We start from the raw sequence: 20,575 nt of genomic DNA, 5'->3' as shown, positions 1-20,575 counted from the left end.
AGGCATAGGGTCGAGGCATGGCCACTTCGGCAGAACCACGCGTAGCCCTGTACTTCGACTTCGACAACATCGTGATCTCGCGCTACGACCAGCTGCACGGCGACAGCGCGTATCGCAAAGACACCTCTCGCGGCAAGGCGCCCGCCGCGGGAACGCAAACGGCCAAGAAGCTCGCCGAAGCCACCGTCGACATCGACGCCGTGCTCGACTTCGCCGCCACCTTCGGCACGATCGCCATCGCGCGCGCCTATGCCGACTGGTCGACACCGATCAACGCGAGCTATCGCGGCCAGCTCATCGACCGCGCGGTCGACCTCGTGCAGCTGTTCCCCCTGTCGGCGACGAAGAACGGCGCCGACATCCGGCTCGCCGTCGATGCGGTGGAAGACATGTTCCGCATCGACGACCTCTCGCACATCGTCATCGTCGCGGGCGACTCCGACTACGTGGCGCTCGCGCAGAAGGCCAAGCGACTCGGTCGCTACGTCGTCGGCATCGGAGTTGCGGGCGGCACGAGCCGAGCGCTCACCGCCGCGTGCGACGAGTACGCCGACTACGACACACTGCTCGCGACCGATGCAGCGGTCGGCGACGACGAAGCAGCCGAGGTGGCTCAGGAGGCGCCCGCACCCGCGACCGCCCCCACGAGCAGCCGCCGTACGCGAGCGAAGGCCGCTCCCGAAGCCGCAGCCGACGTCGAGCCGGCGGTCGAGGCCCAGCCGGAGGCCGCTCCCGCTCCCGCCCGTCGCCGTCGTGCGACGACGAAGTCGGTCGCGGAGGCCGCAGACGGCGCCCCCGTCGAAGCGCCCGAGGCGGCGGAGCCGCCGGCGAAGCGCGCTTCTGCGCGCGCGCTGCAGTTCGTCGCGCCGACCGACCCCGCACCGGCCACGGCCGACGACATCGACGCCGGAAGTCCCCGGAACCCGGGTCGCCTGCTCCTGAAGGCACTCGAACTCCTGCATGCCAAGAACGACGAGGAATGGCAGTCGTCGAGCACGGTGAAGAACCAGATGATGCGCATGGACCCGAGCTTCCAGGAACGCCGGCTCGGCTTCGCCTCGTTCACCGAGTTCCTGAAGTCCCGCGGCGGCGTGGTCGAGCTCGACGAGACGGGCCAGGGCCGGGTGCGCATCAGGCCGAAGAAGGACTGACTGGCGCCAACTGCTCGCTCGGTGGCACTGTTCAGGCTCGGGGGCCAGACTGGAATGGTCCGGCGTCCTAGACGCCGGCCTCGATTGGGGAGGATGCCATGAAAGCGGTGCAGTATCGGACCATCGGCGGATCGCCGGAGGTCGTCGAGATCGACGTACCGGAACCCGGGCCGGGAGAAGTGCGGCTGAAGGTGACCGCCGCGGGCGCCTGTCACTCCGACAGCTTCGTGATGAGCCTCACCGAGGAGCAGTACATCTACGGCCTGCCGCTTACGCTCGGCCACGAGGGCGCCGGCATCGTCGACAAGCTCGGCGACGGCGTCACTGGCGTCGCGATCGGCGAATCCGTCGCCGTCTACGGGCCCCAGGGATGCGGCCGCTGCTACGAGTGCGCCCAGGGCAAGGAGAACTACTGCGAGCGCGCGGCCGAGCTCGGCATCGCGCCTCCCGGCCTCGGTGCACCTGGGGCGATGGCCGAGTACATGATCGTGCGCAGCGACCGGCACCTGCTGCCGCTCGGCGACCTCGATCCCGTGCGGAACGTCGCGCTCACCGACGCCGGCCTCACGCCGTATCACGCGATCAAGATGTCGCTGTCGAAGCTCGTGCCGGGCACGACGGCAGTCGTCATCGGCGCCGGTGGCCTCGGCCACGTCGCGATCCAGATCCTGCGTGCGATCACGCCGTCGACGGTCGTCGCACTCGACCTCGGCGAGGAGAAGCTCGCCCTCGCCCGCGAGGTGGGCGCTCACCACGCCTTCGCCTCCGATGCGGATGCCGCGGAACGGATCCGCGAGGTCACCGGCGGGCGCCCCGTGACGGCGGTGTTCGACTTCGTCGCCATCCAGCCGACGATCGACCTCGGCCGAAGCGTCGCCGGAGTCGAGAGCGACCAGGTGATCGTCGGCGCCGGCACCGGTGTGCTGCCGGTCGGCATGCTCGGCGCACCGTACGACTCGACGGTTCGCGCGCCATACTGGGGGTCGCGCGCCGAGCTCTTCGAGGTGTTCGACCTCGCCCGCGCCGGCCTCGTGACGGTCGAGACCGAGGTGTTCCCGATCGACGAGGCGCCGGAGGCCTATCGTCGGCTGCACGACGGCACGCTACGCGGCCGGGCGATCATCGTGCCGTAGCCGCCACGGCGAACCGCGAGCCCGTCGCGCACCGCCTGTGGTCTGACCACACGTGCTATTGTGGTCAGACCACAGGAACGCGGAGGGGACGATCGGCATGGGCGCTGAGACATCCGACACCCCGCGAGCCTGGCGCACCGTGCTCGAGCACGTCGAGACGCAACTGCTCGAGGGCACCCTCCGCCCGGGCGACCGCCTCCCCGGTGAACGTGCGCTCGCAGCCGAGCTCGGCGTCGGCCGTTCGAGCGTGCGCGAGGCCCTGCGTGTGCTCGAGGTGCTCGGGCTCATCCGCACGGCAGCCGGCTCGGGCCCGAGTTCCGGCGCGATCATCATCGCGACGCCCGGCGGCGGCATGTCCGCGCTCATGCGACTGCAGGTCGCGGCGAGCGGGTTCCCGGTCGCCGACATCGTGCGCACCCGGCTCATCCTCGAGACGTCGGTTGCCGGCGACCTCGCCGAGGCCGGCCAAGCCGCGACTGACGCGACGACCGGGCCTGCTCGGGCAGACGCTCCCGACCTCGCCCCGGCCGAGCTTCTGCTCGATGCGATGGACTCCCCCGACCTCGCACCCACCGAGTTCCTCGCGCTCGACGCCGCCTTCCACCTGGCGCTCGCTGAGGCATCCGGCAATCAGGTGATCACCGCGACGATGGCGGGCCTCCGCAGCGGCATCGAGGGTTACGCCCTCGAGGGGCTCGCCGCGATCGCAGACTGGCATGCGACATCCGCTCGCCTGCGCACCGAACACCGCGGCATCGTCGAGGCGATCCGGGCAGCGGATGCACCGGCCGCACGCACGCGCACCCACGACCACATCTCGGGCTACTACGCCGAAACGTTCATGCCCGGTGGCTCGCTCGTTGCCACGAGGCCCATCGACCCCATCGACCCGTCTCCAATGCCAAGCACCGCCGGCGTCACCTGGCGTGAGTGACGGATCGAGCACCCCTACCGCCCGTCCTTCGAACGAAAGAGCACAGCACCATGGTCCAGCGCCAGTTCCCGAACCCCAAAGAGCTCGCCGAGCTCATGCGCTTCAAGGCGCCCACGCTCAACGCGAAGCAGCGCCGACTCGACAAGGCGCTCACGATCGCCGACCTGCGCGACATCGCGAAGCGCCGTACGCCGAAGGCGCCGTTCGACTACACCGAGGGCGCCGCCGAGGGCGAGATCTCGCTCAAGCGCGCCCGTCAGGCGTTCGAGGACATCGAGTTCCACCCCGCGATCCTCCGGAACGTGCCCGTGGTCGACATGAGCCGCGAGGTGCTCGGCGGCCCGACCGCCCTGCCGTTCGGCATCGCCCCCACGGGCTTCACCCGCATGATGCAGACCGAGGGTGAGACCGCCGGTGCAGGCGCAGCGGGCGCAGCGGGCATCCCGTTCACCCTGTCGACGATGGGTACGACGTCGATCGAAGACGTGAAGGCCGCCAACCCCACGGGCCGCAACTGGTTCCAGCTCTACGTGATGCGCGATCGCGAGAAGTCGTACGAGCTCGTGCGCCGCGCTGCCGCCGCGGGCTTCGACACCCTCTTCTTCACCGTCGACACGCCCGTCGCCGGCGCACGCCTGCGCGATGTGCGCAACGGCTTCTCGATTCCGCCGCAGCTCACGCCGTCGACCGTCGTCAACGCGATCCCGCGGCCCGAGTGGTGGATCAACTTCCTCACCACCCCGAAGCTCGAGTTCGCCTCGCTCTCGACGACCGGCGGCACCGTCGGCGAGCTCATCGACGGCATGTTCGACCCGACGATCTCGTTCGACGACCTCACCACGATCCGCGACATGTGGCCCGGCAAGATCGTCGTCAAGGGCGTGCAGACCGTGCAAGACGCGAAGATCCTCGCGGGCAAGGGCGTCGACGGCATCGTGCTCTCCAACCACGGCGGGCGCCAGCTCGACCGCGCGCCGATCCCCTTCCACCTGCTGCCGCACGTCGTGCGCGAAGTCGGCTCCGACCTGGAGGTGCACCTCGACACCGGCATCATGTCGGGCGCCGACATCGTGGCATCCGTCGCCCTCGGCGCACGCTTCACACTCATCGGCCGCGCCTACCTCTACGGCCTCATGGCAGGCGGTCGCGAGGGCGTCGACAAGACGATCTCGATCCTGTCGACCCAGATCGCACGCACGATGAAGCTGCTCGAGGTGTCGACGCTCGACGAGCTCGGCCCGCAGCACGTCACGCAGCTCTCGCGCTTCACGGCCCTGCCGAAGCCGATGACGGATGCCGCGGAGCAGGCCGTCGCTGCGAAGCCGAAGACGGTACGCGCCCCGCGTGTGGCCGGGTCGGCCGCGAAGCCGGCGACGAAGTCGGCGGCGGGCCGCACCTCGGTCAAGAAGTAGCTCGCGCGAGCCGCCAGAAGGTCACGACCCCGGCCTCACACCTCGATGGCGCCGCCGCGCAACTGCGCGGATTCCCGGTGCAGGCCCCAGAGCGTTCCGCCTCGCTCATCTGCCCTGCGATACCATGAGCGGCACGGCGTGACAACAGCGCAGCGGATGGGACGACCTGTTCGTTCGGTCAGCTCGAGGACGGCCTCGCGAAATGGCTCAACCGGTGTTCTCCTCTCCGACACGATCAATCTTCACACCTACCGCTTTCGTGCGGCTCGGCATCGGCTGGGGCGCAGTGTTCGCACTGATGCTCGCCGGGCCACTGCTCGAGCCACCCGTGCCTGCATGGCTCCTGGTGACTGCGCTCGTGTTCATCGTCGGCGTCATTCTGGTCTGTGCCTTCGGGGTCGTCCACGAGGCGGAGCATCTCGCCCACCGACTCGGTGATCCATACGGCTCCTTGGTTCTCACGCTCTCGATCGTGCTGATCGAGGTCGTGCTCATTTCAGCCGTCATGCTCGGCCCCGGCGAGCACACCACCATCGCACGAGACTCGGTGATGGCGGTTTCGATGATCATCCTCAACGCGGTCATCGGTCTCTCGCTGCTCGTCGGGGCGATCAAGCATGGCAATCTGGGCCACAACCGCACCGGGACATCCTCGTACCTGGCCCTGCTGGTCGTGCTCACCTCGCTGGCCTTCGCCCTCCCTGACCTGATCGGGAGCAACGGCTCCTACACGCCGGGGCAGGCGATCCCCATCATCGTGCTGACCCTCGCCCTCTATGCGTTCTTCCTCTTCCGCCAGATCGGCAGCCAGGCCGACGACTTCCGGGAAGTCGATCCTCGTCTCACGGCCGGCCAGGTCTCAGGTCGCGGCGCCACCGAGCAGAACCGCCGCAGCGTCAGGCAGGTCATCGCCGAGCATCGTTCCGAGGTTCTGCTGAGGATCGCGTTGCTCGTCGCGACGGTCCTGCCCATCGTGCTGCTCTCCCACGACATGGCCACGCTCCTCGACGACGGCCTCGAGCGCGTCGGTGCACCGGTGGCGCTTTCCGGCATTCTGATCGCCATGATCGTCTTCTTGCCCGAGTCGATCACATCGGTGCGCGCAGCACTGCGCGGTGAGATCCAGCGAGTCAGCAATCTCTGTCACGGCGCTCTGGTCTCCACGCTCGGCCTGACCATTCCCGCCGTCCTCGCCATCGGTGCTCTCACGGGTCAGGTCGTCGTACTGGGCGAGTCTCCCACCAACCTCTTGCTCCTCGGCGTCACGTTGATGCTGTCGGTGACAACGCTCGCCTCCAAGAAGGTGACGGCGATGCACGGCGCAGCCCATCTCGTGGTCTTCGCGGTGTACGGCATCGCCGTCTTCTCCTGAGCGGTCCTCAAGGGGATGCGGTACGGAGGGTCACGCGACGAGTGGAGCCGTCGAACGGGGAATGATTCGTCACGACGTCGGGCACCGCATATCGCGGATCCGCGGCGAGCGCCTGCAGTTCGTCGGGCGTGACCGCCGGGTCGGCGAGCCGGGCGGCGAGTCGATCGAGGTCCGCGGTGAGCGCGGCATCCGGCACCTCGTCGACGAAGCCGTCGAGCACGCCCCAGGTCTCCCACAGCAGCGCCTCGTGACCGGCGAGGGAGACGAGATCGAGCACCAGGTTGTGCGCGAGGTACTGCCAGGAGCGCAGCGCGGGCAGCTCGAGTTCGGGCATCACGACGCACAGCTCGGGATCGAGCCGTCCGGCGCGCGCGGCGATCCAGGCCGGGCCACCGGTGAGGAAGCGATCGCGCGGCACGTCGAGCAGCTCGAGCGGTGCCCCCGTCTCCGGGTCGACGTACCCCTCGGGCATCTGCGGTTCGATGAGGCGCCAGCGCGCAGCATCCGTGTCCCACACCTCGGCGATGACGTGGTCGAGCCACCAGCCGTCGATGAGGTAGCCGGCGAACCCCACCCGTGAGCGCGCGGGAATGCCGGCGCGGCGGGCGAGCGAGACGAGCAGCAGCGTGAAGTCGCGGCAGCAGCCGAGGATGCGCTCGGTCGGCCGGCGCGGTGCGTCGAGCGGGCCGGGCTTCAGTTCGGCGAGCCGCGCGAACTGCTCCTCGGCGTAACGCAGGTCGATCTCACCGAGCCGGTCGGCGGCGAAGCCGTGCTCGGTCGGGTCGCCGCTCGCGCGGTAATGGAACACGAGCCCCGAGACGAGACGGCGAAGCTCGGCGAGGTCGCTCGGCGGCTCGCCGATCCACTCGGCCATGCGACCGGGGTCGCTGCAGACGGTCTGGGCGCGGGAGATGTCGAGGTCGGCGACGGATTGCATGCCTCAGGTCTACACGGGTACCCCAGAAGCACGCCAACTGCGAGCATCGGCCGATGCATCGGTTCGCGAGCCGCGCGGCCATGCCGACCACCGAACGTAGCGCGGCACCCGGGCGCGGTAGGCAGCGAACTCGGCACCGAACGCGTGGTCGAGGGTGTGCTCCTCGGCGAGCACGCCAAGGTGCTCGGCGAGGGTCGCAGCAGGCAGGGTGGCCGCGACCCAGGCGGAGCCGCGGAACACGCCCGTGCCGAGGTGGATGAGCCACCATCCGACGTACATCGGGTGTCGACTGAGCGCATACGGACCGGACGTGACGAGCGACTGCGGCCGGTCGAGTCGGAACGCTTCACCGGAGCGTCGGCGACGCTCGGCCAGCGCCCATGCGTTCACCCCGACGCCCGCGACGATCGCGACCAGCCCGGCCGAGCGATACGCCCACCGAGGGCCCGGGATCGCGACCCGGTGCAGCTTGTCGAGCGCGCCGACCACCACGATGCCGATCGAATGCCCCGGCGGCAGCGGGAGGTTCGCCGACAGGTCGGCGAGCATGCGGACGACCGAGTGACGCGTCGATGCCGAGCACATGGCAGCGACGCTACGCCCCGCGCTTCAGGTCGGCGCTTCGCCTCTGGTCGGTCGGCGTCGGGGTCGTCGCCTTCCCCGTGCGCTTCGCGGCGGTCTTGGTCATATTCTGCGCCTGCTTGGCCTGCTTGCGACGTCGCTTGAACGTCTTCGCCCTGGCCTTGGCCCGCTCGTCGAGGTCGGCGTCACTGCCCGGCATCGCTCGCGCCGTGCGCCTCCCGCTGCTCGGACCGACCCGGAGCGAAGCTCGCTCGAGTCTCGCCGCGGCACGGCCCGCACGACGTGCCGCCCTGCGCGGTGCGACCTTGCGTTCGGACTCGGCCGCCTTCCGGGTGGCCCGTGCCTCGGCGACCATCCCCTCGAGCCTCGTTCGCAACGCCCCCCTCGGAAGCTCCTTCGCCAGCTTCCGGGCCTCGGACTCGGCCCGCTTCATCTGCCCGATGGCGCGCTTGGCCTCGGCGCGCTCTGCTCGGGTGGTGGCGGCCACGGCTCAGCCCTCGTCGATCAGGTCGAGGAGTTTCTTCGCGGCGGCACGGATCTCATCGTGATCGTGCTGGCCGGCGCGGCTCTCGAGCGAGATCACGGCGCACCGGTGCACCTTTCGGAAGTCTCCGTACGGAAAGGAGTACGCCTCCTTCGTCTCCTCGTTCGCGTCGTCGTCGATGCCGAGGTGCCAGTGCCGGAATTCGGTCCACCCCTCGCGATCGATGAATGCGTTCTCCTCGTTCGCGGTCGGTGCGTCCTCGCTCCAGGCGTCGCGTTCGTCGCGTACCACGTCGCCGTCGTGCACGAGCGAACGCGCGTGCCGGAGCGCCGTCTCGTTGAGCCGAATCGCCATCGGTGAACTCCTCTCCTCCCCGGCCGCAGCGGTGACGCGGCCGGCGCACCTCCCGGTTTACGTGACCGCGGATGCCCCGGCAAGGGGTTGCGGATCGCGCCGGGTCGAGTCAGTACCCGCATCCGCGGCCCGCTGCCCCGTCAGGACGACGGCCGAACGTACTCCGAGACCACGACGCCCGAGCCGAATGCAGTGGTCGCGATCTCCTCGAACGGCTGCGGGCGATACCCGGCGGGGGCGAACAGCGGGATGCCGCCGCCGAAGAGCACGGGGTTGCGCTTCAGCACGAGTCGGTCGATCTCGCTCGCGAGTACAGTCGCGAGCTCTCCCCCGCCGCACAGCCAGATCGACGTGCCCGGCTCGGCCTTCATTCTGCGAACGACCTCGACCGGATCTTCGTCGGTGATCGTGAGGTTCGGGTGCTCGCCCGGGATGTCCCCCTCGGTTCGAGTCCGGGAGAACACGACCTGCCGCAGATGGCGGTATGGGCTCGTCACTCCGCTCGGGAGACCGACGGCGTAGGTGTTCCACCCCATCAGCACAGTGTCGAACATCGCGCCTTCGCGCTCGATGCCGAGGGCGTCCGCGAGGTGCGTCGGCACGGCATCGGCGAACCGGTCGTTGAGTTTCGACATGTGGTCGCCCTCGAAGAGGAAGGCGTCGAATTCGCCGCCGGGGCCGGCGATGTAGCCGTCGAGGCTGACGGCGACGTAGTACACGAGTTCTCGCATGGTGCTCCAATCACAACTGCTGTAGTGATTGGAGACTACAACATGCGTAGTGGTTTGCGCTACTCTCGACGCATGGCACGAAATGCAGAGCGACGGGCCGTGCTCGCCGACGCGGGGTTGGGCGTGCTCGCGAGCGACGGCGCCAGGGGGCTCACGCACCGCGCGGTCGATGCCGCGGCCGGCGTTCCGGCCGGCACGACCTCCAACTACTTCCGCAGCCGCGACGCGCTCATCGCCGGCCTCGTCACCCGCATCGGCGAGCGGCTCGCGCCGACCCCGGCCGACCTCGATCAGCGCACGGGCGCGCCGCCGACCCGTGCGCTCTTCGCCGAGTACCTGCACGACATCGTGCGTCGCCTCACCGAGAACCGTGAGGTCACGCTCGCGCTGTTCGAGCTCCGGCTCGAGGCTGCACGTCGGCCCGAGATCGCCGAGATGCTCGCATCCTGGCAACGCGCGGGCTTCGAAGCCGACGTCGAGTTCAACCGCGCCGCCGGTCTCCCGGGGGGTGCACACGAGATCGCGCTCTTCCACTACGCGATCGATGGGTTGCTCTTCGACCGACTGACCTCCCCTCTCGACCCCGGCACGCCGACCGCCGAGATCGTCGACGCCCTCGTCGCGAGGCTGCTGCCCGGCGCCTGAGGTCGAGCCGGTCGAGCCCCACCACGACGACGGCGGATGCCGCGAGCCACCACGACCCGCGACATCCGCCTCTCGACTCTCGCCTGACTCAGCCGGCCGCGTTCGCCACCGCGAGCAACTGCTCGATCTGCTCGCGGCCGACCGGCATGCCGGGGAACGACGCGAGGCGCCCGATCGGGAACGACGCCATCATCTTGAACATCGACGGGTCGGCCATGAGGGCTCCCGCCGCACCACCGTCACCCTCGTCGCCGCCCGCACCTGAGGCGAACGCCTGCTGCACGATGGGTCCGGCCACGGGGTGAGCCATCAGCTCGCCGATCGACGACTCCAGAGTGAGCGGCACGCGCGCCGCATCGCCCTCGACGGCGACCGAGACGCCCGAGCGGATGTCGCGGCTCGACGCACCGACCTCGACGCGGTACTCGCCGCTCTCGACGAGCCAGCGGTCGACGCGGATATCCCAGTACGCGAGATCCTCACGGCGCACGTGCACCTCGACCTCACGAGACTCGCCCGCTGCGAGCGCGACCTTCGCGAAGCCCTTGAGCTCGCGCGGTGCGCGCACGACGGCCGAACCCGGCAGCGAGGTGTACACCTGCACGACCTCTGCGCCGTCGCGATCACCGGTGTTCGTCACGGTCACGCGCACCGTGAAGCCTTCGGCAGTCGCGGTCACCGAGGCATCCGAGTACCCGAAGTTCGTGTACGACAGCCCGTGGCCGAACGGATACGAGACCTCGAGCTCGCGGGCGTCGTACCAGCGGTAGCCCACGAACAGGCCTTCGCCGTACCGCACGTGGCCGTGCTCGCCCGGGAAGTCGAGAGAGGCGGGGCTGTCTGCGAGCCGCACGGGGATCGTCTCGGCGAGACGGCCCGAGGGGTTCACGACGCCGTAGAGCACGTCGGCGACCGCGCCGCCGCCGGCTTGGCCGAGCAGCCAGCCCTCGACGATCGCGGGCACCCGCTCGGCGAGCCCCGCGAGGCGCACGACGCCACCGTTGGAGAGCACGACGACGGTGCGCGGGTTCGCGGCGACGACCGCGTCGACGAGCGCGAGCTGCGCCGCAGGCAGCTCGATGTCGTCGCGGTCGAAGCCCTCCGACTCCTGTGCGGCGGGCACGCCGAGGAAGAGCAGCACGGTGTCGGCAGCGGATGCCGCGGCCACCGCTTCGGCGGTGAGCACATCGGATGCTTCGCCGTCGTCGCCATACCCGGCCGCGAACGGCACCTCGTCACCCTCGCCCGCGCCTCCGGCGAGCGCGCGGATCTCGTCGAGCGCGTTGTCGAGCCTCGTGGGGTTGATGAGCGAGGAGCCGGCGCCCTGGTACCGCGGGGTGCGGGCGAGTTCGCCGATCACCGCGACGGATGCACCTGCATCGAGCGGCAGCACAGCATCGTCGTTCTTCAGCAGCACGATGGACGCACCGGCGACCTCGCGGGCGAGCGCGTGGTGGGCGTCGACGTCGTACCCCTCCTCGCTCCCTGAGCCCGCGCCGCCCTGAGCTTGTCGAAGGGTCGAAGGGCGCCGGCCGGCGACCGCCTTCTGCACGAGCTCGACCGCTCGCTGCGCAGCGAGGTCGAGCACCGACTCGGCGAGCGATCCGCTCTTCACCGCCGCGACGAGTTCGGCGTCGGTGCGCCCCTGTGAAGCAGGCATCTCGAGATCGAGACCGGCGGCCACACCCGCGACGCGATCGTTCACCGCGCCCCAGTCGGAGACGACGAGACCCTCGAAGCCCCAATCGTCGCGCAGCACCGAGTTCAGCAGCCACGGGTCTTCTGAGGTGTACACACCGTTCAGGCGGTTGTACGAGCACATGACCGTCCACGGCTGCTCGCCCTCGACGACGCGCTGGAAGCCGCGAAGGTATATCTCGCGCAGCGGCCGCGGGTCGATGTCGGCCGACACGCGCATGCGGTCGGTCTCCTGGTTGTTGGCGGCGAAGTGCTTGAGCGAAGCGCCGACGCCCTGTGACTGCAGGCCGCGCACGAGCGCCGAACCGAGCACACCCGAGACGATCGGGTCTTCCGAGAGGTACTCGAAGTTGCGACCGCAGAGCGGCGAGCGCTTGATGTTGATGCCGGGGCCGAGCAGCACGCCGACGCCCTCGGCCTTCGCTTCCTCGCCGAGGGCGATGCCGACGCGTTCGAGCAGGCCCGGGTCGAACGACGAGCCGAGCGCGACGGCCGGCGGGAAGCACGTGGCCGGCACGCTGTCGCCGATGCCGAGGTGGTCGCTGCCCTCGCGCTGCTTGCGCACGCCGTGCGGGCCGTCGGTGAGCATGATCGACGGCAGGCCGACGCGATCGATGGACTTCGTCGTCCAGAAGTCGGCGCCACTCGTGAGCGAGGCCTTCTCCTCGAGCGTCAGCGAGGCGACGAGGTCGGCTGCCGATGCAACGGCCTCGGTGTTCAGTGAGTCGGTCATGATGCTCCTTCGTGTACCGGTGATTCGATCCTCCGCCGGAAGAGGGGTTTGCGAAAGTCCTTCGCGATGAACGTCGAGAACGCCCACCAGAGTACGAGCGTCGCGGATGCCCCGGGCCCGCCTGCGACGGGCGCGATCATGCCCGCCGGGGCGGGTGCGGGGCGACCCCTTCGACGGGCTCGGGGAGCACCGCCATCACTTCACCGCCTTGATCGGCCAGACCGCGCACGCACCGAGGATTGCCAGCAGGACGCCGACCGGGAAGAGTGCCGCGTAGCCGCCGAATGCCAGCACGATGGCACCGCCGACGGCGGGCGCGAGGGTCTGCGGCAGGGTCGCCGCGATGTTCACGACGCCGAGGTCCTTGCCGAACGATTCCTTCGAGGGCAGCACTTCGCTCATGAGCGCCTGGTCGACCGACTGGAACATGCCGAAGCCGAGGCCCGCGATGACGGTGAAGATGAGCCAGCCCGTGTACGTCGGCATCAGGAGCGGCACGAGCATCGCGAGCCCGACGAATACCGACGACGCGAAGATGAACACCTTGCGACGCCCGAGCTTGTCGGAGAGCGGTCCCCCGACGAGCATTGCGGCGATCATGCCGACGAGTCCCAGCAGGCCGAAGATCGGGATGGACGCCGTCGCGCCCTCATCTCCGAGGCCGATGTAGTCGGCGAGGATGAAGAACTGGAAGCCGGTCACCGAGAAGTAGCCGGTGTAGAGCAGCAGGCGGCCGGTGAATGCCCAGAAGAAGTCGGGGTGCTTGACGGGGTTCACCCAGAACGTGTGCAGGAACGCCGTGAACGAGAACGGCGGGTTCTGCTGTTCGCGGCTCGAGTGGTCTGGGTTGAAGACGACGAAGAGCACCGTGACGATGAGCGCGAGACCGGCGAGGAGCAGGTAGGCCGTTGGGATGTTCGAGTTCAGCGCGGAGCCGGCGACCTGGCCACCGAGCGCGCCGATCATGGCGCCCATCCCGGCGAGCGCGGCGAACGTGCCACGAGCGGCGCGGGGCACGCGATCGGGCAGGATCGCGCTGAGCGGACCCTGGGTGAAGTTGTAGGCGATCTGCACGATGGTCCACGCGATGGCGATCTGCACGAGGCCGTTGGCGAGTGCCATGCCGACGAGCGCGAGTCCGCCGATGAGCACGCCGGCGACCATCCATGGCGCACGACGACCGAACTTCGAGCGCGTGCGATCCGAGATCATGCCCGCGAGCGGCTGCGCGATCATGGCGGCGAAGGCGCCGATCGTCGTGATGATGGCGAGGTTCGCGACCTTGTTGTCGGGGTCGATGCCGGTGACTTGCAGCGGCAGGAGCACGGCGGGGATGGCTCCCCAGAGGATGAAGATCCCGAAGTTCGCCGGAATGATCCAGCCGAGCAGCCGCTTGACTGTACCGGTCACGAGCGGTCGGGGTTCGTCCGTGCCATCGGGTTCGACGGTGGGCGCGGGGGCAGACGCCATTGTCATGAGTGGTCCTTTCGAGGCCTCGACGGTGAGGCAGTGGCAAAACTGTACATCGCTCGGTTTTCATTCGCAAGAAGACTTCCGTAGCATGCAGGTATGGCACGCAGGGGTTCATACGCGAAGGGCGTCGCGAAGCGCGAGGAGATCCTCACGGCCGCGCTCGACGTCATCGCCCGCAACGGCTACCGCCGCACGAGTGTGCGCGAGCTGGCCGACGCCGTCGGGCTCAGCCAAGCGGGCCTCCTGCACTACTTCAGCTCGAAGGAGGAGCTCTTCCAAGAGATCCTCCGCAAGCGCGACGAGGTCGACCTCCATGCTTTCGACACGGTGCCGACGCATCCGATCGATGGATTCTTCGCCGTCATCCGGCACAACGCCGATGTGCCGGGCCTCGTGCAGCTCTACGCCCAGCTCTCGACCGAGGCCGGGGATCCCGAGCACCCCGCACACGATTTCTTCGTGGAGCGCTACCGCCAGTTCCGCACCACCTTCTCCGAGCTCATCCGCGACGAGCAGGCGGCCGGCAACGTCGACGACGACATCGACGCCGATCGCACCGCCAACCTGTTCCTGGCCGCGGCCGACGGCCTGCAGACCCAGTGGATGCTCGACCCTTCGATCGACATGGCTGAGAGCATCACTTACCTCTGGCACATCGTCACACGTCGGGTCCGAGCGGATGCCTCGGCCCTCCCTCATCTGGCGACGTGAATCGGCCGACGTGGACCGCACATCGTCATCTGCACCCCACTCGACGATGAACGCCTCCTCCCCGTCATCGCCGTGGCGCTAGTACTCATTCCATCAAGAGCGTTCGTTCGGAGCATCCATGTCATCCATCACGACCGGAACCCTCATCGAGGTCGACACCCGAGCAGGTCGCGTCCGCGGCGCATGGCGCGGCGAGCCGGGCGACCCGGCGGCATCCGCGGCGTTCCTCGGCATCCCCTTCGCCGAGGCACCCGTCGGTGAACGGCGCTTCGGCGCCCCCGTGCCGCACGCGCCGTGGAAGGGCGTGCGCGACGCACTCGAGTACGGCGCAACCGCGCACCGCGACGACGCCGACCCCACGCTCATCCCCGAGCCCGCGATTCCGGGCGAGTCGACACTCAACGTCAACGTCTTCACCCCCGCGCCGGCGTTCCCTGAACCCGTCGAAGGGGCCGCACTGCCGGTGCTCGTCTACATCCACGGCGGCGGCTACTTCGCGGGCTCGCCGGCGAGCCCCTGGTACGACGGGGCGGCGTTCAACCGCGACGGCGTCGTCACCGTGTCGATCTCGTACCGACTCGGCTTCGACGGCTTCGGCTGGATCGCGGATGCCCCGCCGAACCGCGGCGTGCTCGACTGGCTGCTCGCCCTCGAGTGGGTGCGCGACAACATCGCGGCATTCGGCGGCGACCCCTCACGCGTCACCGTCGCCGGGCAGTCGGCGGGCGGCGGGGCGGTGCTGACCCTGTTGGGGATGCCTCGGGCGCAGCCGCTCATCGCCGGTGCGCACAGCATCTCGGGCGCGGCGGCCGACATCGCGCCAGAGCGGGCAGAGGCGTTCGGTCGCAAGCTCGCCGCGCTCGGCGGCGTCGAGCCGACCCGTGCAGGCCTCGCATCACTCAGCGAGGCACGAGTGTTCGAGCTGCAGAAGCAACTCACCGACCCGGCACCGGGTGGCAACCCGATGGACCTGCTGCGCGGCTTCATCGACGACGGCCTCTCACTTGGCCCGGTGATCGACGGCGAGCTGATCCCGCACCGAACGGTCGACGCCATCGCCGCGGGCATCGGCGCCGACAAGCCGCTCGTGCTCGGCACCGTCGACGACGAGTTCTCGATGATCCTCGACGGGGCGAAGGGCAAGCTGCGCTGGGTGCCGACCGGGTTCATGCTCGGCAAGGTGGGTCTGCGCGGCGCAGCCCGCACGGCCTACCTCGCGGCGAACCGTGATGTGCGGCGGCTGGGCACCGCGGCCGTCCTCGGCCGGTACATCACCGACCGCATGTTCCGCACCCTCGCGCTGCGCGTCGCCGAGGCGCGCGGCGATGCTCCGACGTGGCTCTACCGCTTCTCGTGGCGGTCACCGAAGTTCGGCCGCGCCGTGCACTGCCTCGATGTGCCGTTCTTCTTCGATTGCCTCGGTGCCGAGCACATCGACGTGCTCGCGGGCGATCACCCGTCGCAGGCGCTCGCCGACGACGTGCACGGCGGCGCCGTCGTCTTCGTGCGCGACGGCGCAGCGGCGTGGCCGCGATTCACGGATGCCGCGGGCGAGACCCGCGTCTACGACACTCCGTCGGCCGTGGTCACCGACGGCTACGCGAGCGTGCGCCCGCTGCTCTGAGCACGGCACCAGGTGACGGCGATCGCACGGCACGCCGCGGTCGCAGCAGGGATCACACGCGTCGTGCTCCGCTCATCGAGGCCCTCCTCGGGCGCGCACCCGGTTCGTTCGCCGACTGGGCACGCGTGAACGCCCGTGCGTTCGGCGTGCACGACACGCAGGCGGCCTGACGCCCGGGAATGGATCGCCGCCCGGCGCGCTTGCTTCACACATGAACGCGATCAACGTGATCGAGGCTCGACCGCTCCGCGCCGTGGCCGTCGACTCCGAGCCGAGCATCGACGCCGTGCTCGAGCGCCTGCACTGGCGAGTGCTCGAGTTCGGACACCGCGAGCTCTCGGCCGGCGCGGTGGTGCGCGACGAGGGGCGAGGCATCCGTTTCCACTACCTCGCGAGCGGTGCTCTCGAACTGCGTCGCGGCACCGACGAGCCTCTGTCGATGCAGGCGGGCGACTTCGTCATGCTGCCGCGGGGCGGCCGGCTCGACCTGCACGTCGCGCGCGACACACTGCTCCTGAGCGGCTCGCTCGCACTCGACGGCACCGATGCGATCTCATCCAGCGTCATGGCGCCGGTGCTGTTCACGTGCGGATTCCGCATGCACGAACCGGTCTTCGCTTCGCTGCTCGAGGCGATGCACCGCGAGTCGGCGAGCGCTCGCCCGGGCAGCGGCTCCGTGATCGAGCGGCTCGCCGACGTCGTGGCATCCGCCGCCGTGCGCATCTGGCTCGAACGCGGATGCGGCCCAGCACGCGAATGGCTCACCTCGGTCAGCGACCCGCACCTCGGCCGGGCGCTCGAGGCGATCCATGACGATCCCGGTTCGCCGTGGACCGTCGAATCGCTTGCGCGCCTCGCGCGGGCGTCGCGCTCGCAGTTCGCCGAGCAGTTCAGGGATGCGGTCGGCGACACCCCGGCCAGATACGTCGCGCGGGTGCGCATGGAACGAGCCGAGCGGATGCTCCGAGCCGGCGCCCAGGTCGGCGACATCGCGTATCAGCTCGGCTATGAGAGCGACGCGGGCTTCAGCCGCGCGTTCCGCCGCCATGCCGGTGTTTCACCGAGTCTCTGGCGCCGCGCCTCTGCGGGTGCCCGCCAGCCGATGCGCCCCGTCGCCTGATCCTACGCGCGCTCGCCGCGGGCGACAGTCGACGCGGAACTCAGCACCCCGCCACCGAGCACCGCTGCGATACCGCCGGCGATGAGTGCGGCCTGCACGCCGACCGAATCGATGAGCAGCCCTCCGACCGCCGCGCCGATCGTGATCGCGACCTGGAACGCGGCGACCACGAGCCCACCGGCGCTTTCCAGCCGGTCGGGGGCGACGCGGGCGATCCAGGTCTGCACCATCGTTGGCACTGCACCGAAGCCGACGCCCCAGACGAACACCGTCACCGCGGCGAGTGCGACGTTGGCACCTGCCACCGCGAAGGTCACGGTGGCCACGCCGATCGCGACGGGAGCCGCGATCACCAGCACCGAGAGGCGACGATCGGCCAGCAGACCCGCGAGCATGTTGCCGGTGAAGTTGGCGACGCCGTAGACGAGGAGGAGGAGCGCGAGCAGCGCGCCGTTCAAACCGTCGATCATCTCGAAGGCGGGGCGCAGGTAGGTGAAGCCCATGAAGTGCCCACCGGCGATCAGCGTGATCGCGAGGATGCCGAGAGCGACGACCGGCGTACGAGCCGTCTGCAGCAGGGTGCCGAACCCCGGCGCTCCGCTCGGCGGGATCGAAGGCAGCGTCGCGAGTTGCGCGGCGAGCGTCAGCACGCCCGCCGCCGCAGCGATCAGGAACACCGCACGCCAGCCGAGCATCTCGCCGAGGAAGGCGCCGGCCGGCACGGCCGCGATCGTCGCGAGCGAGACCCCCGCGTTCACGATCGTCATGGCGCGTCCGAGCCGGTCGGCCGGCACGAGCTGAGCCGTGACCGCCAGGGACATCGCCCAGAAGCCCGAGATCGCGATGCCGAGCAGGAGCCGCGAAGCAAGCATGAGCCCGAAGACCGGCGAGATGGCGACGAGCACGTTCGACACGATCGCGAGCGTCGTGAGCCCCGTCATCACCCACCGGCGATCGAGCCGCGGAAGGCCCGAGACGATGAGGGGTCCGCCGATGATGCCGATCACGCTCGTCGCCGTGACGAGCTGACCCGCGGCACCCTCGGTGATTCCGAGTTCGGCCGCGATCGGAGACAGCAGGCTCGCAGGTAGGAACTCGCTCGCCACGAGGGTGAAGATGCCGAGGCCGAGCGAGACGACGGCGAGCCACGCACCCGGCCGCACCGATGCCGATCGCCCCGGCGCAGCATCGGCCGTGATCGCCGGAGTGGACAGCGTATTCGTCGTCGACATTGGTCTCCTTCAGGTGGAGTCCCAGCTTTGCGCGCGGCCGCACGGCTCACCTGACCGTTCGTCGCCGCCATGCGACCGAACCCCCGGAAGGGTCAGCGCACCGCCGTGCAGTCTTGACCCCCGAATGGGGTACGTGACCGGAAGGGCTGCGGGCAGCATGCTTGGGCCATGACGCAGGTCGGCGAGACATCCGTTCCCACCACCACCGCACCGATCGATCTGCAGCGCGAGCACTCGGCGCTCGTGCTCGACCACCTCATGACGCACGGCCCAGCGACGCGCAGCGAACTGGCCGCGGTCACCGGGCTCGGCAGGGGCACGATTGCGGGCCTCACGTCGCGACTCCTCGACGCCGGAGTGCTGCGCACCGGGTTGGCGGATGCCGCGGGCGATGGCCGCGCCGCGCCGCTCTCACTCGCGGCCGCCCACCATGTGCTCGTCACCGCACACCTCGGGCACGACGACGCGATCGCCACGCTCGCGACGCTCGGCGGCGCTGAAGTCGCCCGCTTCGCCGCCCCCCTCACGCCGCCGTGGGGCACCGAGTTCGACGTCGAGACGCCAGGTTCCGAGCGCTGGCCGACCCCGCTCGAGTCGCTCGCGGCCGTGCTGGGGCGCGCCCTGGCGCGCGCCGTTCGCGCTGAGCATCCGGTCGCCGACGTCACCGTGCTCGTCGACGGCATCGTCGTCGGCAGCCCCGAGGTGGTCATCGCCGACTCACGACTCGGCACCGAACCCCTCGACCTGCTCGGCGAACTCCGCGAACGCACCCCCGGACTCCGCGACGTCGAAGCCACGCTCCCATTGCCCGTCGCGCTCGTGCCGACGGCCGTCGTCGCGGCGGCGGCCGAGCGCATCGACCTGCCGGGCATCGACGACCTGCTCTTCATCTCGGGCGACGACGGGGTGTCGGCCGCTGTCATCAGCGAGGGCCGGCCACTCAGGGGTGCGCACGGGCTGGCCGCGACGTTCGGGCACCTGCCGATCGTGCAGGGCGGCGTGCGCTGCGATTGCGGACAACGCGGATGCCTCGCCACCGTCGCCTCGGCCGAGGTCGTGCTCGAGCGAGCACGACTCGACACCTTCGCCGCTCAGCACGGGCGCCTCACAGCCCTCGATGAACTCGTGCAGCTGGTCGAAGACGGCGAGGATCGCGCCCGCTGGGCATGGCTCGACGCGGCCCTCTGGATCGGGCGCGCGCTGCAGGTCGTGGTGCCGACGGTCGATCCGGCCACCGTGGTCGTCGGCGGCTATTGGGCACGCCTCGCGGGCGATATCGAGTCGGCGTTCCGCGACAACCGGCCGACCATCGGCAGCGGGGCGCTCGGGGCGATCCCCACACTCGCACTAGCGCGACACGGCGACGACGGTGTGCTCGTGGGGGCCCGCCGTCAGGCGCGGGAACGCCTCGTCGCCGACCCGTCGCTGTTCGTCGGCTGAGCCGATGCGCGCTTGGCACGCCGGGCCCGCGCCGCTCGCCCGAACCCGCTGCGAATACCCCATCCTGTGATGCGCACCATCGCCTCGAACACGATGCCGACGCTCATCTTCGACCGGCCGCGCACCCGTTCGACGAAGGTCACCGGCACCTCCACGACCGAGAGGCCTGCCTCCCGTGCATGCCAGAGCATGTCGACCTGGAACCCGTAGCCGCGCGTGTGCACGTCGTCGAGCCGGATGCGCCGGAGCGCGTCGGCACGGAACGCCCGGTACCCAGCGGTCGCATCACGCGTGTCGAGGCCGAGCACGGTGCGGGCGTACGCGCTGCCGGCGCGTGAGAGCAGCTCGCGGTGGCGGGGCCAGTTCTCGATGGACCCGTCGGGGATCCACCGAGAACCGATGACGAGGTCGACCGGGTGCCCCGCGGCATCCGCAGTGCTCAACCGCTCGAGCAGTCGCGGAAGCTGCTCGGGCTGGTGCGAGCCGTCGGCATCCATCTGCACGATCGGGTCGAAGCCCTCGGCGAGCGCCCACGCGAACGCATCGAGGTAGGCGGAGCCCAGGCCGTTCTTCACGGTGCGGTGCAGCACCTGCACCGAGGCATCCCGCGCCGCCAGCTCGTCGGCCAGCACGCCCGTGCCATCGGGCGAGGAGTCATCGACGACGAGCACGGTCGCCCCAGGCACCGCCGCACGCACACGTGCGACGACCGAGGCGAGGTTCTCGCGCTCGTTGTAGGTGGGAATCACCACCAGGGCTCGGGTCATCCATCGAATCGTAGCTGCCCGGGCGGCGGCACGCGGAAGTGG

General features: G+C 69.9%; 19 protein-coding genes. 10 read left to right on the top strand and 9 right to left on the bottom strand.

Annotation, left to right across the window (positions count from 1 at the left end; genetic code table 11):
- The first annotated feature begins 17 nt into the window (after nucleotides 1-17).
- From AC1C2T_RS04925 to AC1C2T_RS04905, 5 genes are all read left to right on the top strand, one after another.
- A complete protein-coding gene (locus AC1C2T_RS04925; RefSeq protein WP_495384452.1) occupies nucleotides 18-1,151 on the top strand; it encodes an NYN domain-containing protein in 1,134 nt (377 codons plus the stop codon).
- Nucleotides 1,152-1,249: 98 nt separating this feature from the next.
- Nucleotides 1,250-2,284: an NAD(P)-dependent alcohol dehydrogenase gene (locus tag AC1C2T_RS04920; RefSeq protein ID WP_495384451.1), complete on the top strand. Its 1,035-nt coding sequence runs from the start codon at nucleotides 1,250-1,252 to the stop codon at nucleotides 2,282-2,284.
- A 97-nt stretch (nucleotides 2,285-2,381) separates the two neighbouring features.
- Entirely contained in the window at nucleotides 2,382-3,218 is an 837-nt protein-coding gene (locus tag AC1C2T_RS04915; protein WP_495384450.1) for a FadR/GntR family transcriptional regulator, read from the top strand.
- Between the two features lie 50 nt (nucleotides 3,219-3,268).
- A complete protein-coding gene (locus tag AC1C2T_RS04910) occupies nucleotides 3,269-4,630 on the top strand; it encodes an alpha-hydroxy acid oxidase (protein WP_495384449.1) in 1,362 nt (453 codons plus the stop codon).
- A gap of 202 nt (nucleotides 4,631-4,832) precedes the next feature.
- Nucleotides 4,833-6,002 (top strand): calcium:cation antiporter, encoded by a 1,170-nt coding sequence (locus AC1C2T_RS04905; protein WP_495384448.1) that lies wholly within the window; start codon nucleotides 4,833-4,835, stop codon nucleotides 6,000-6,002.
- A gap of 7 nt (nucleotides 6,003-6,009) precedes the next feature.
- On the opposite strand, the gene AC1C2T_RS04900 is transcribed toward AC1C2T_RS04905, so the two are convergent.
- The 5 genes from AC1C2T_RS04900 to AC1C2T_RS04880 form a co-directional block, all read right to left on the bottom strand.
- A complete protein-coding gene (locus AC1C2T_RS04900) occupies nucleotides 6,010-6,939 on the bottom strand; it encodes a transglutaminase-like domain-containing protein (RefSeq protein ID WP_495384447.1) in 930 nt (309 codons plus the stop codon).
- Nucleotides 6,940-6,948: 9 nt separating this feature from the next.
- Nucleotides 6,949-7,524 carry a methyltransferase family protein gene (locus tag AC1C2T_RS04895; RefSeq protein WP_495384446.1) on the bottom strand — a complete coding sequence of 192 codons (576 nt, stop codon included), beginning with the start codon at nucleotides 7,522-7,524 and terminating at the stop codon, nucleotides 6,949-6,951.
- 10 nt (nucleotides 7,525-7,534) lie between these two features.
- On the bottom strand, nucleotides 7,535-8,008 hold the full coding sequence (locus AC1C2T_RS04890; protein WP_495384445.1) for a hypothetical protein: 474 nt from the start codon (nucleotides 8,006-8,008) through the stop codon (nucleotides 7,535-7,537).
- A 3-nt stretch (nucleotides 8,009-8,011) separates the two neighbouring features.
- The gene (locus tag AC1C2T_RS04885) at nucleotides 8,012-8,359 is read right to left on the bottom strand and encodes a hypothetical protein (protein ID WP_495361352.1); all 348 of its coding nucleotides are present in this window, start codon (nucleotides 8,357-8,359) and stop codon (nucleotides 8,012-8,014) included.
- A gap of 140 nt (nucleotides 8,360-8,499) precedes the next feature.
- A complete protein-coding gene (locus AC1C2T_RS04880) occupies nucleotides 8,500-9,090 on the bottom strand; it encodes a dihydrofolate reductase family protein (RefSeq protein ID WP_495384444.1) in 591 nt (196 codons plus the stop codon).
- 72 nt (nucleotides 9,091-9,162) lie between these two features.
- Between AC1C2T_RS04880 and AC1C2T_RS04875 the strand changes: the two genes are divergently transcribed.
- Nucleotides 9,163-9,735 carry a TetR/AcrR family transcriptional regulator gene (locus AC1C2T_RS04875; RefSeq protein ID WP_495384443.1) on the top strand — a complete coding sequence of 191 codons (573 nt, stop codon included), beginning with the start codon at nucleotides 9,163-9,165 and terminating at the stop codon, nucleotides 9,733-9,735.
- A gap of 88 nt (nucleotides 9,736-9,823) precedes the next feature.
- Here AC1C2T_RS04875 and AC1C2T_RS04870 read toward each other — a convergent pair whose 3' ends face one another.
- Entirely contained in the window at nucleotides 9,824-12,166 is a 2,343-nt protein-coding gene (locus tag AC1C2T_RS04870) for a glycoside hydrolase family 3 C-terminal domain-containing protein (RefSeq protein ID WP_495384442.1), read from the bottom strand.
- Between the two features lie 195 nt (nucleotides 12,167-12,361).
- Entirely contained in the window at nucleotides 12,362-13,642 is a 1,281-nt protein-coding gene (locus AC1C2T_RS04865; RefSeq protein ID WP_495384441.1) for an MFS transporter, read from the bottom strand.
- A gap of 93 nt (nucleotides 13,643-13,735) precedes the next feature.
- Between AC1C2T_RS04865 and AC1C2T_RS04860 the strand changes: the two genes are divergently transcribed.
- The 3 genes from AC1C2T_RS04860 to AC1C2T_RS04850 all read left to right on the top strand — a co-directional run bounded on the left by AC1C2T_RS04860 (nucleotide 13,736) and on the right by AC1C2T_RS04850 (nucleotide 17,094).
- Nucleotides 13,736-14,350, top strand: a complete 615-nt coding sequence (locus tag AC1C2T_RS04860) for a TetR/AcrR family transcriptional regulator (protein WP_495384440.1) — start codon at nucleotides 13,736-13,738, stop codon at nucleotides 14,348-14,350.
- Between the two features lie 118 nt (nucleotides 14,351-14,468).
- Nucleotides 14,469-15,974: a carboxylesterase/lipase family protein gene (locus AC1C2T_RS04855; RefSeq protein WP_495384439.1), complete on the top strand. Its 1,506-nt coding sequence runs from the start codon at nucleotides 14,469-14,471 to the stop codon at nucleotides 15,972-15,974.
- A 211-nt stretch (nucleotides 15,975-16,185) separates the two neighbouring features.
- Nucleotides 16,186-17,094 carry a helix-turn-helix domain-containing protein gene (locus AC1C2T_RS04850; RefSeq protein ID WP_495384438.1) on the top strand — a complete coding sequence of 303 codons (909 nt, stop codon included), beginning with the start codon at nucleotides 16,186-16,188 and terminating at the stop codon, nucleotides 17,092-17,094.
- Between the two features lie 2 nt (nucleotides 17,095-17,096).
- Here AC1C2T_RS04850 and AC1C2T_RS04845 read toward each other — a convergent pair whose 3' ends face one another.
- Nucleotides 17,097-18,326 (bottom strand): MFS transporter, encoded by a 1,230-nt coding sequence (locus AC1C2T_RS04845; protein ID WP_495384437.1) that lies wholly within the window; start codon nucleotides 18,324-18,326, stop codon nucleotides 17,097-17,099.
- Between the two features lie 168 nt (nucleotides 18,327-18,494).
- Here AC1C2T_RS04845 and AC1C2T_RS04840 point away from each other — a divergent pair, with 168 nt between their 5' ends.
- On the top strand, nucleotides 18,495-19,766 hold the full coding sequence (locus AC1C2T_RS04840; RefSeq protein WP_495384436.1) for an ROK family protein: 1,272 nt from the start codon (nucleotides 18,495-18,497) through the stop codon (nucleotides 19,764-19,766).
- Here the strand turns inward: AC1C2T_RS04840 and AC1C2T_RS04835 are convergent.
- Nucleotides 19,718-20,533, bottom strand: a complete 816-nt coding sequence (locus tag AC1C2T_RS04835; protein ID WP_495361361.1) for a polyprenol monophosphomannose synthase — start codon at nucleotides 20,531-20,533, stop codon at nucleotides 19,718-19,720. The genes AC1C2T_RS04840 and AC1C2T_RS04835 overlap by 49 nt on opposite strands.
- Nucleotides 20,534-20,575 lie beyond the last annotated feature (42 nt).

Source organism: Agromyces sp. Y558, from assembly GCF_059445415.1.
The sequence above is the reverse complement of the archived record's forward strand: the minus strand, read 5'-3'. Positions and strand labels throughout refer to the sequence as shown.

Coding starts and splice junctions, on each gene's coding strand:
- AC1C2T_RS04885 (WP_495361352.1), bottom strand. CDS start 8,359: ATGGCGATTCGGCTCAACGAGACGGCGCTCCGGCACGCGCGTTCGCTC.
- AC1C2T_RS04845 (WP_495384437.1), bottom strand. CDS start 18,326: ATGTCGACGACGAATACGCTGTCCACTCCGGCGATCACGGCCGATGCT.
- AC1C2T_RS04870 (WP_495384442.1), bottom strand. CDS start 12,166: ATGACCGACTCACTGAACACCGAGGCCGTTGCATCGGCAGCCGACCTC.
- AC1C2T_RS04920 (WP_495384451.1), top strand. CDS start 1,250: ATGAAAGCGGTGCAGTATCGGACCATCGGCGGATCGCCGGAGGTCGTC.
- AC1C2T_RS04925 (WP_495384452.1), top strand. CDS start 18: ATGGCCACTTCGGCAGAACCACGCGTAGCCCTGTACTTCGACTTCGAC.
- AC1C2T_RS04900 (WP_495384447.1), bottom strand. CDS start 6,939: ATGCAATCCGTCGCCGACCTCGACATCTCCCGCGCCCAGACCGTCTGC.
- AC1C2T_RS04855 (WP_495384439.1), top strand. CDS start 14,469: ATGTCATCCATCACGACCGGAACCCTCATCGAGGTCGACACCCGAGCA.
- AC1C2T_RS04895 (WP_495384446.1), bottom strand. CDS start 7,524: ATGTGCTCGGCATCGACGCGTCACTCGGTCGTCCGCATGCTCGCCGAC.
- AC1C2T_RS04905 (WP_495384448.1), top strand. CDS start 4,833: ATGGCTCAACCGGTGTTCTCCTCTCCGACACGATCAATCTTCACACCT.
- AC1C2T_RS04835 (WP_495361361.1), bottom strand. CDS start 20,533: ATGACCCGAGCCCTGGTGGTGATTCCCACCTACAACGAGCGCGAGAAC.
- AC1C2T_RS04880 (WP_495384444.1), bottom strand. CDS start 9,090: ATGCGAGAACTCGTGTACTACGTCGCCGTCAGCCTCGACGGCTACATC.
- AC1C2T_RS04875 (WP_495384443.1), top strand. CDS start 9,163: ATGGCACGAAATGCAGAGCGACGGGCCGTGCTCGCCGACGCGGGGTTG.
- AC1C2T_RS04865 (WP_495384441.1), bottom strand. CDS start 13,642: ATGACAATGGCGTCTGCCCCCGCGCCCACCGTCGAACCCGATGGCACG.
- AC1C2T_RS04860 (WP_495384440.1), top strand. CDS start 13,736: ATGGCACGCAGGGGTTCATACGCGAAGGGCGTCGCGAAGCGCGAGGAG.
- AC1C2T_RS04910 (WP_495384449.1), top strand. CDS start 3,269: ATGGTCCAGCGCCAGTTCCCGAACCCCAAAGAGCTCGCCGAGCTCATG.
- AC1C2T_RS04840 (WP_495384436.1), top strand. CDS start 18,495: ATGACGCAGGTCGGCGAGACATCCGTTCCCACCACCACCGCACCGATC.
- AC1C2T_RS04915 (WP_495384450.1), top strand. CDS start 2,382: ATGGGCGCTGAGACATCCGACACCCCGCGAGCCTGGCGCACCGTGCTC.
- AC1C2T_RS04850 (WP_495384438.1), top strand. CDS start 16,186: ATGAACGCGATCAACGTGATCGAGGCTCGACCGCTCCGCGCCGTGGCC.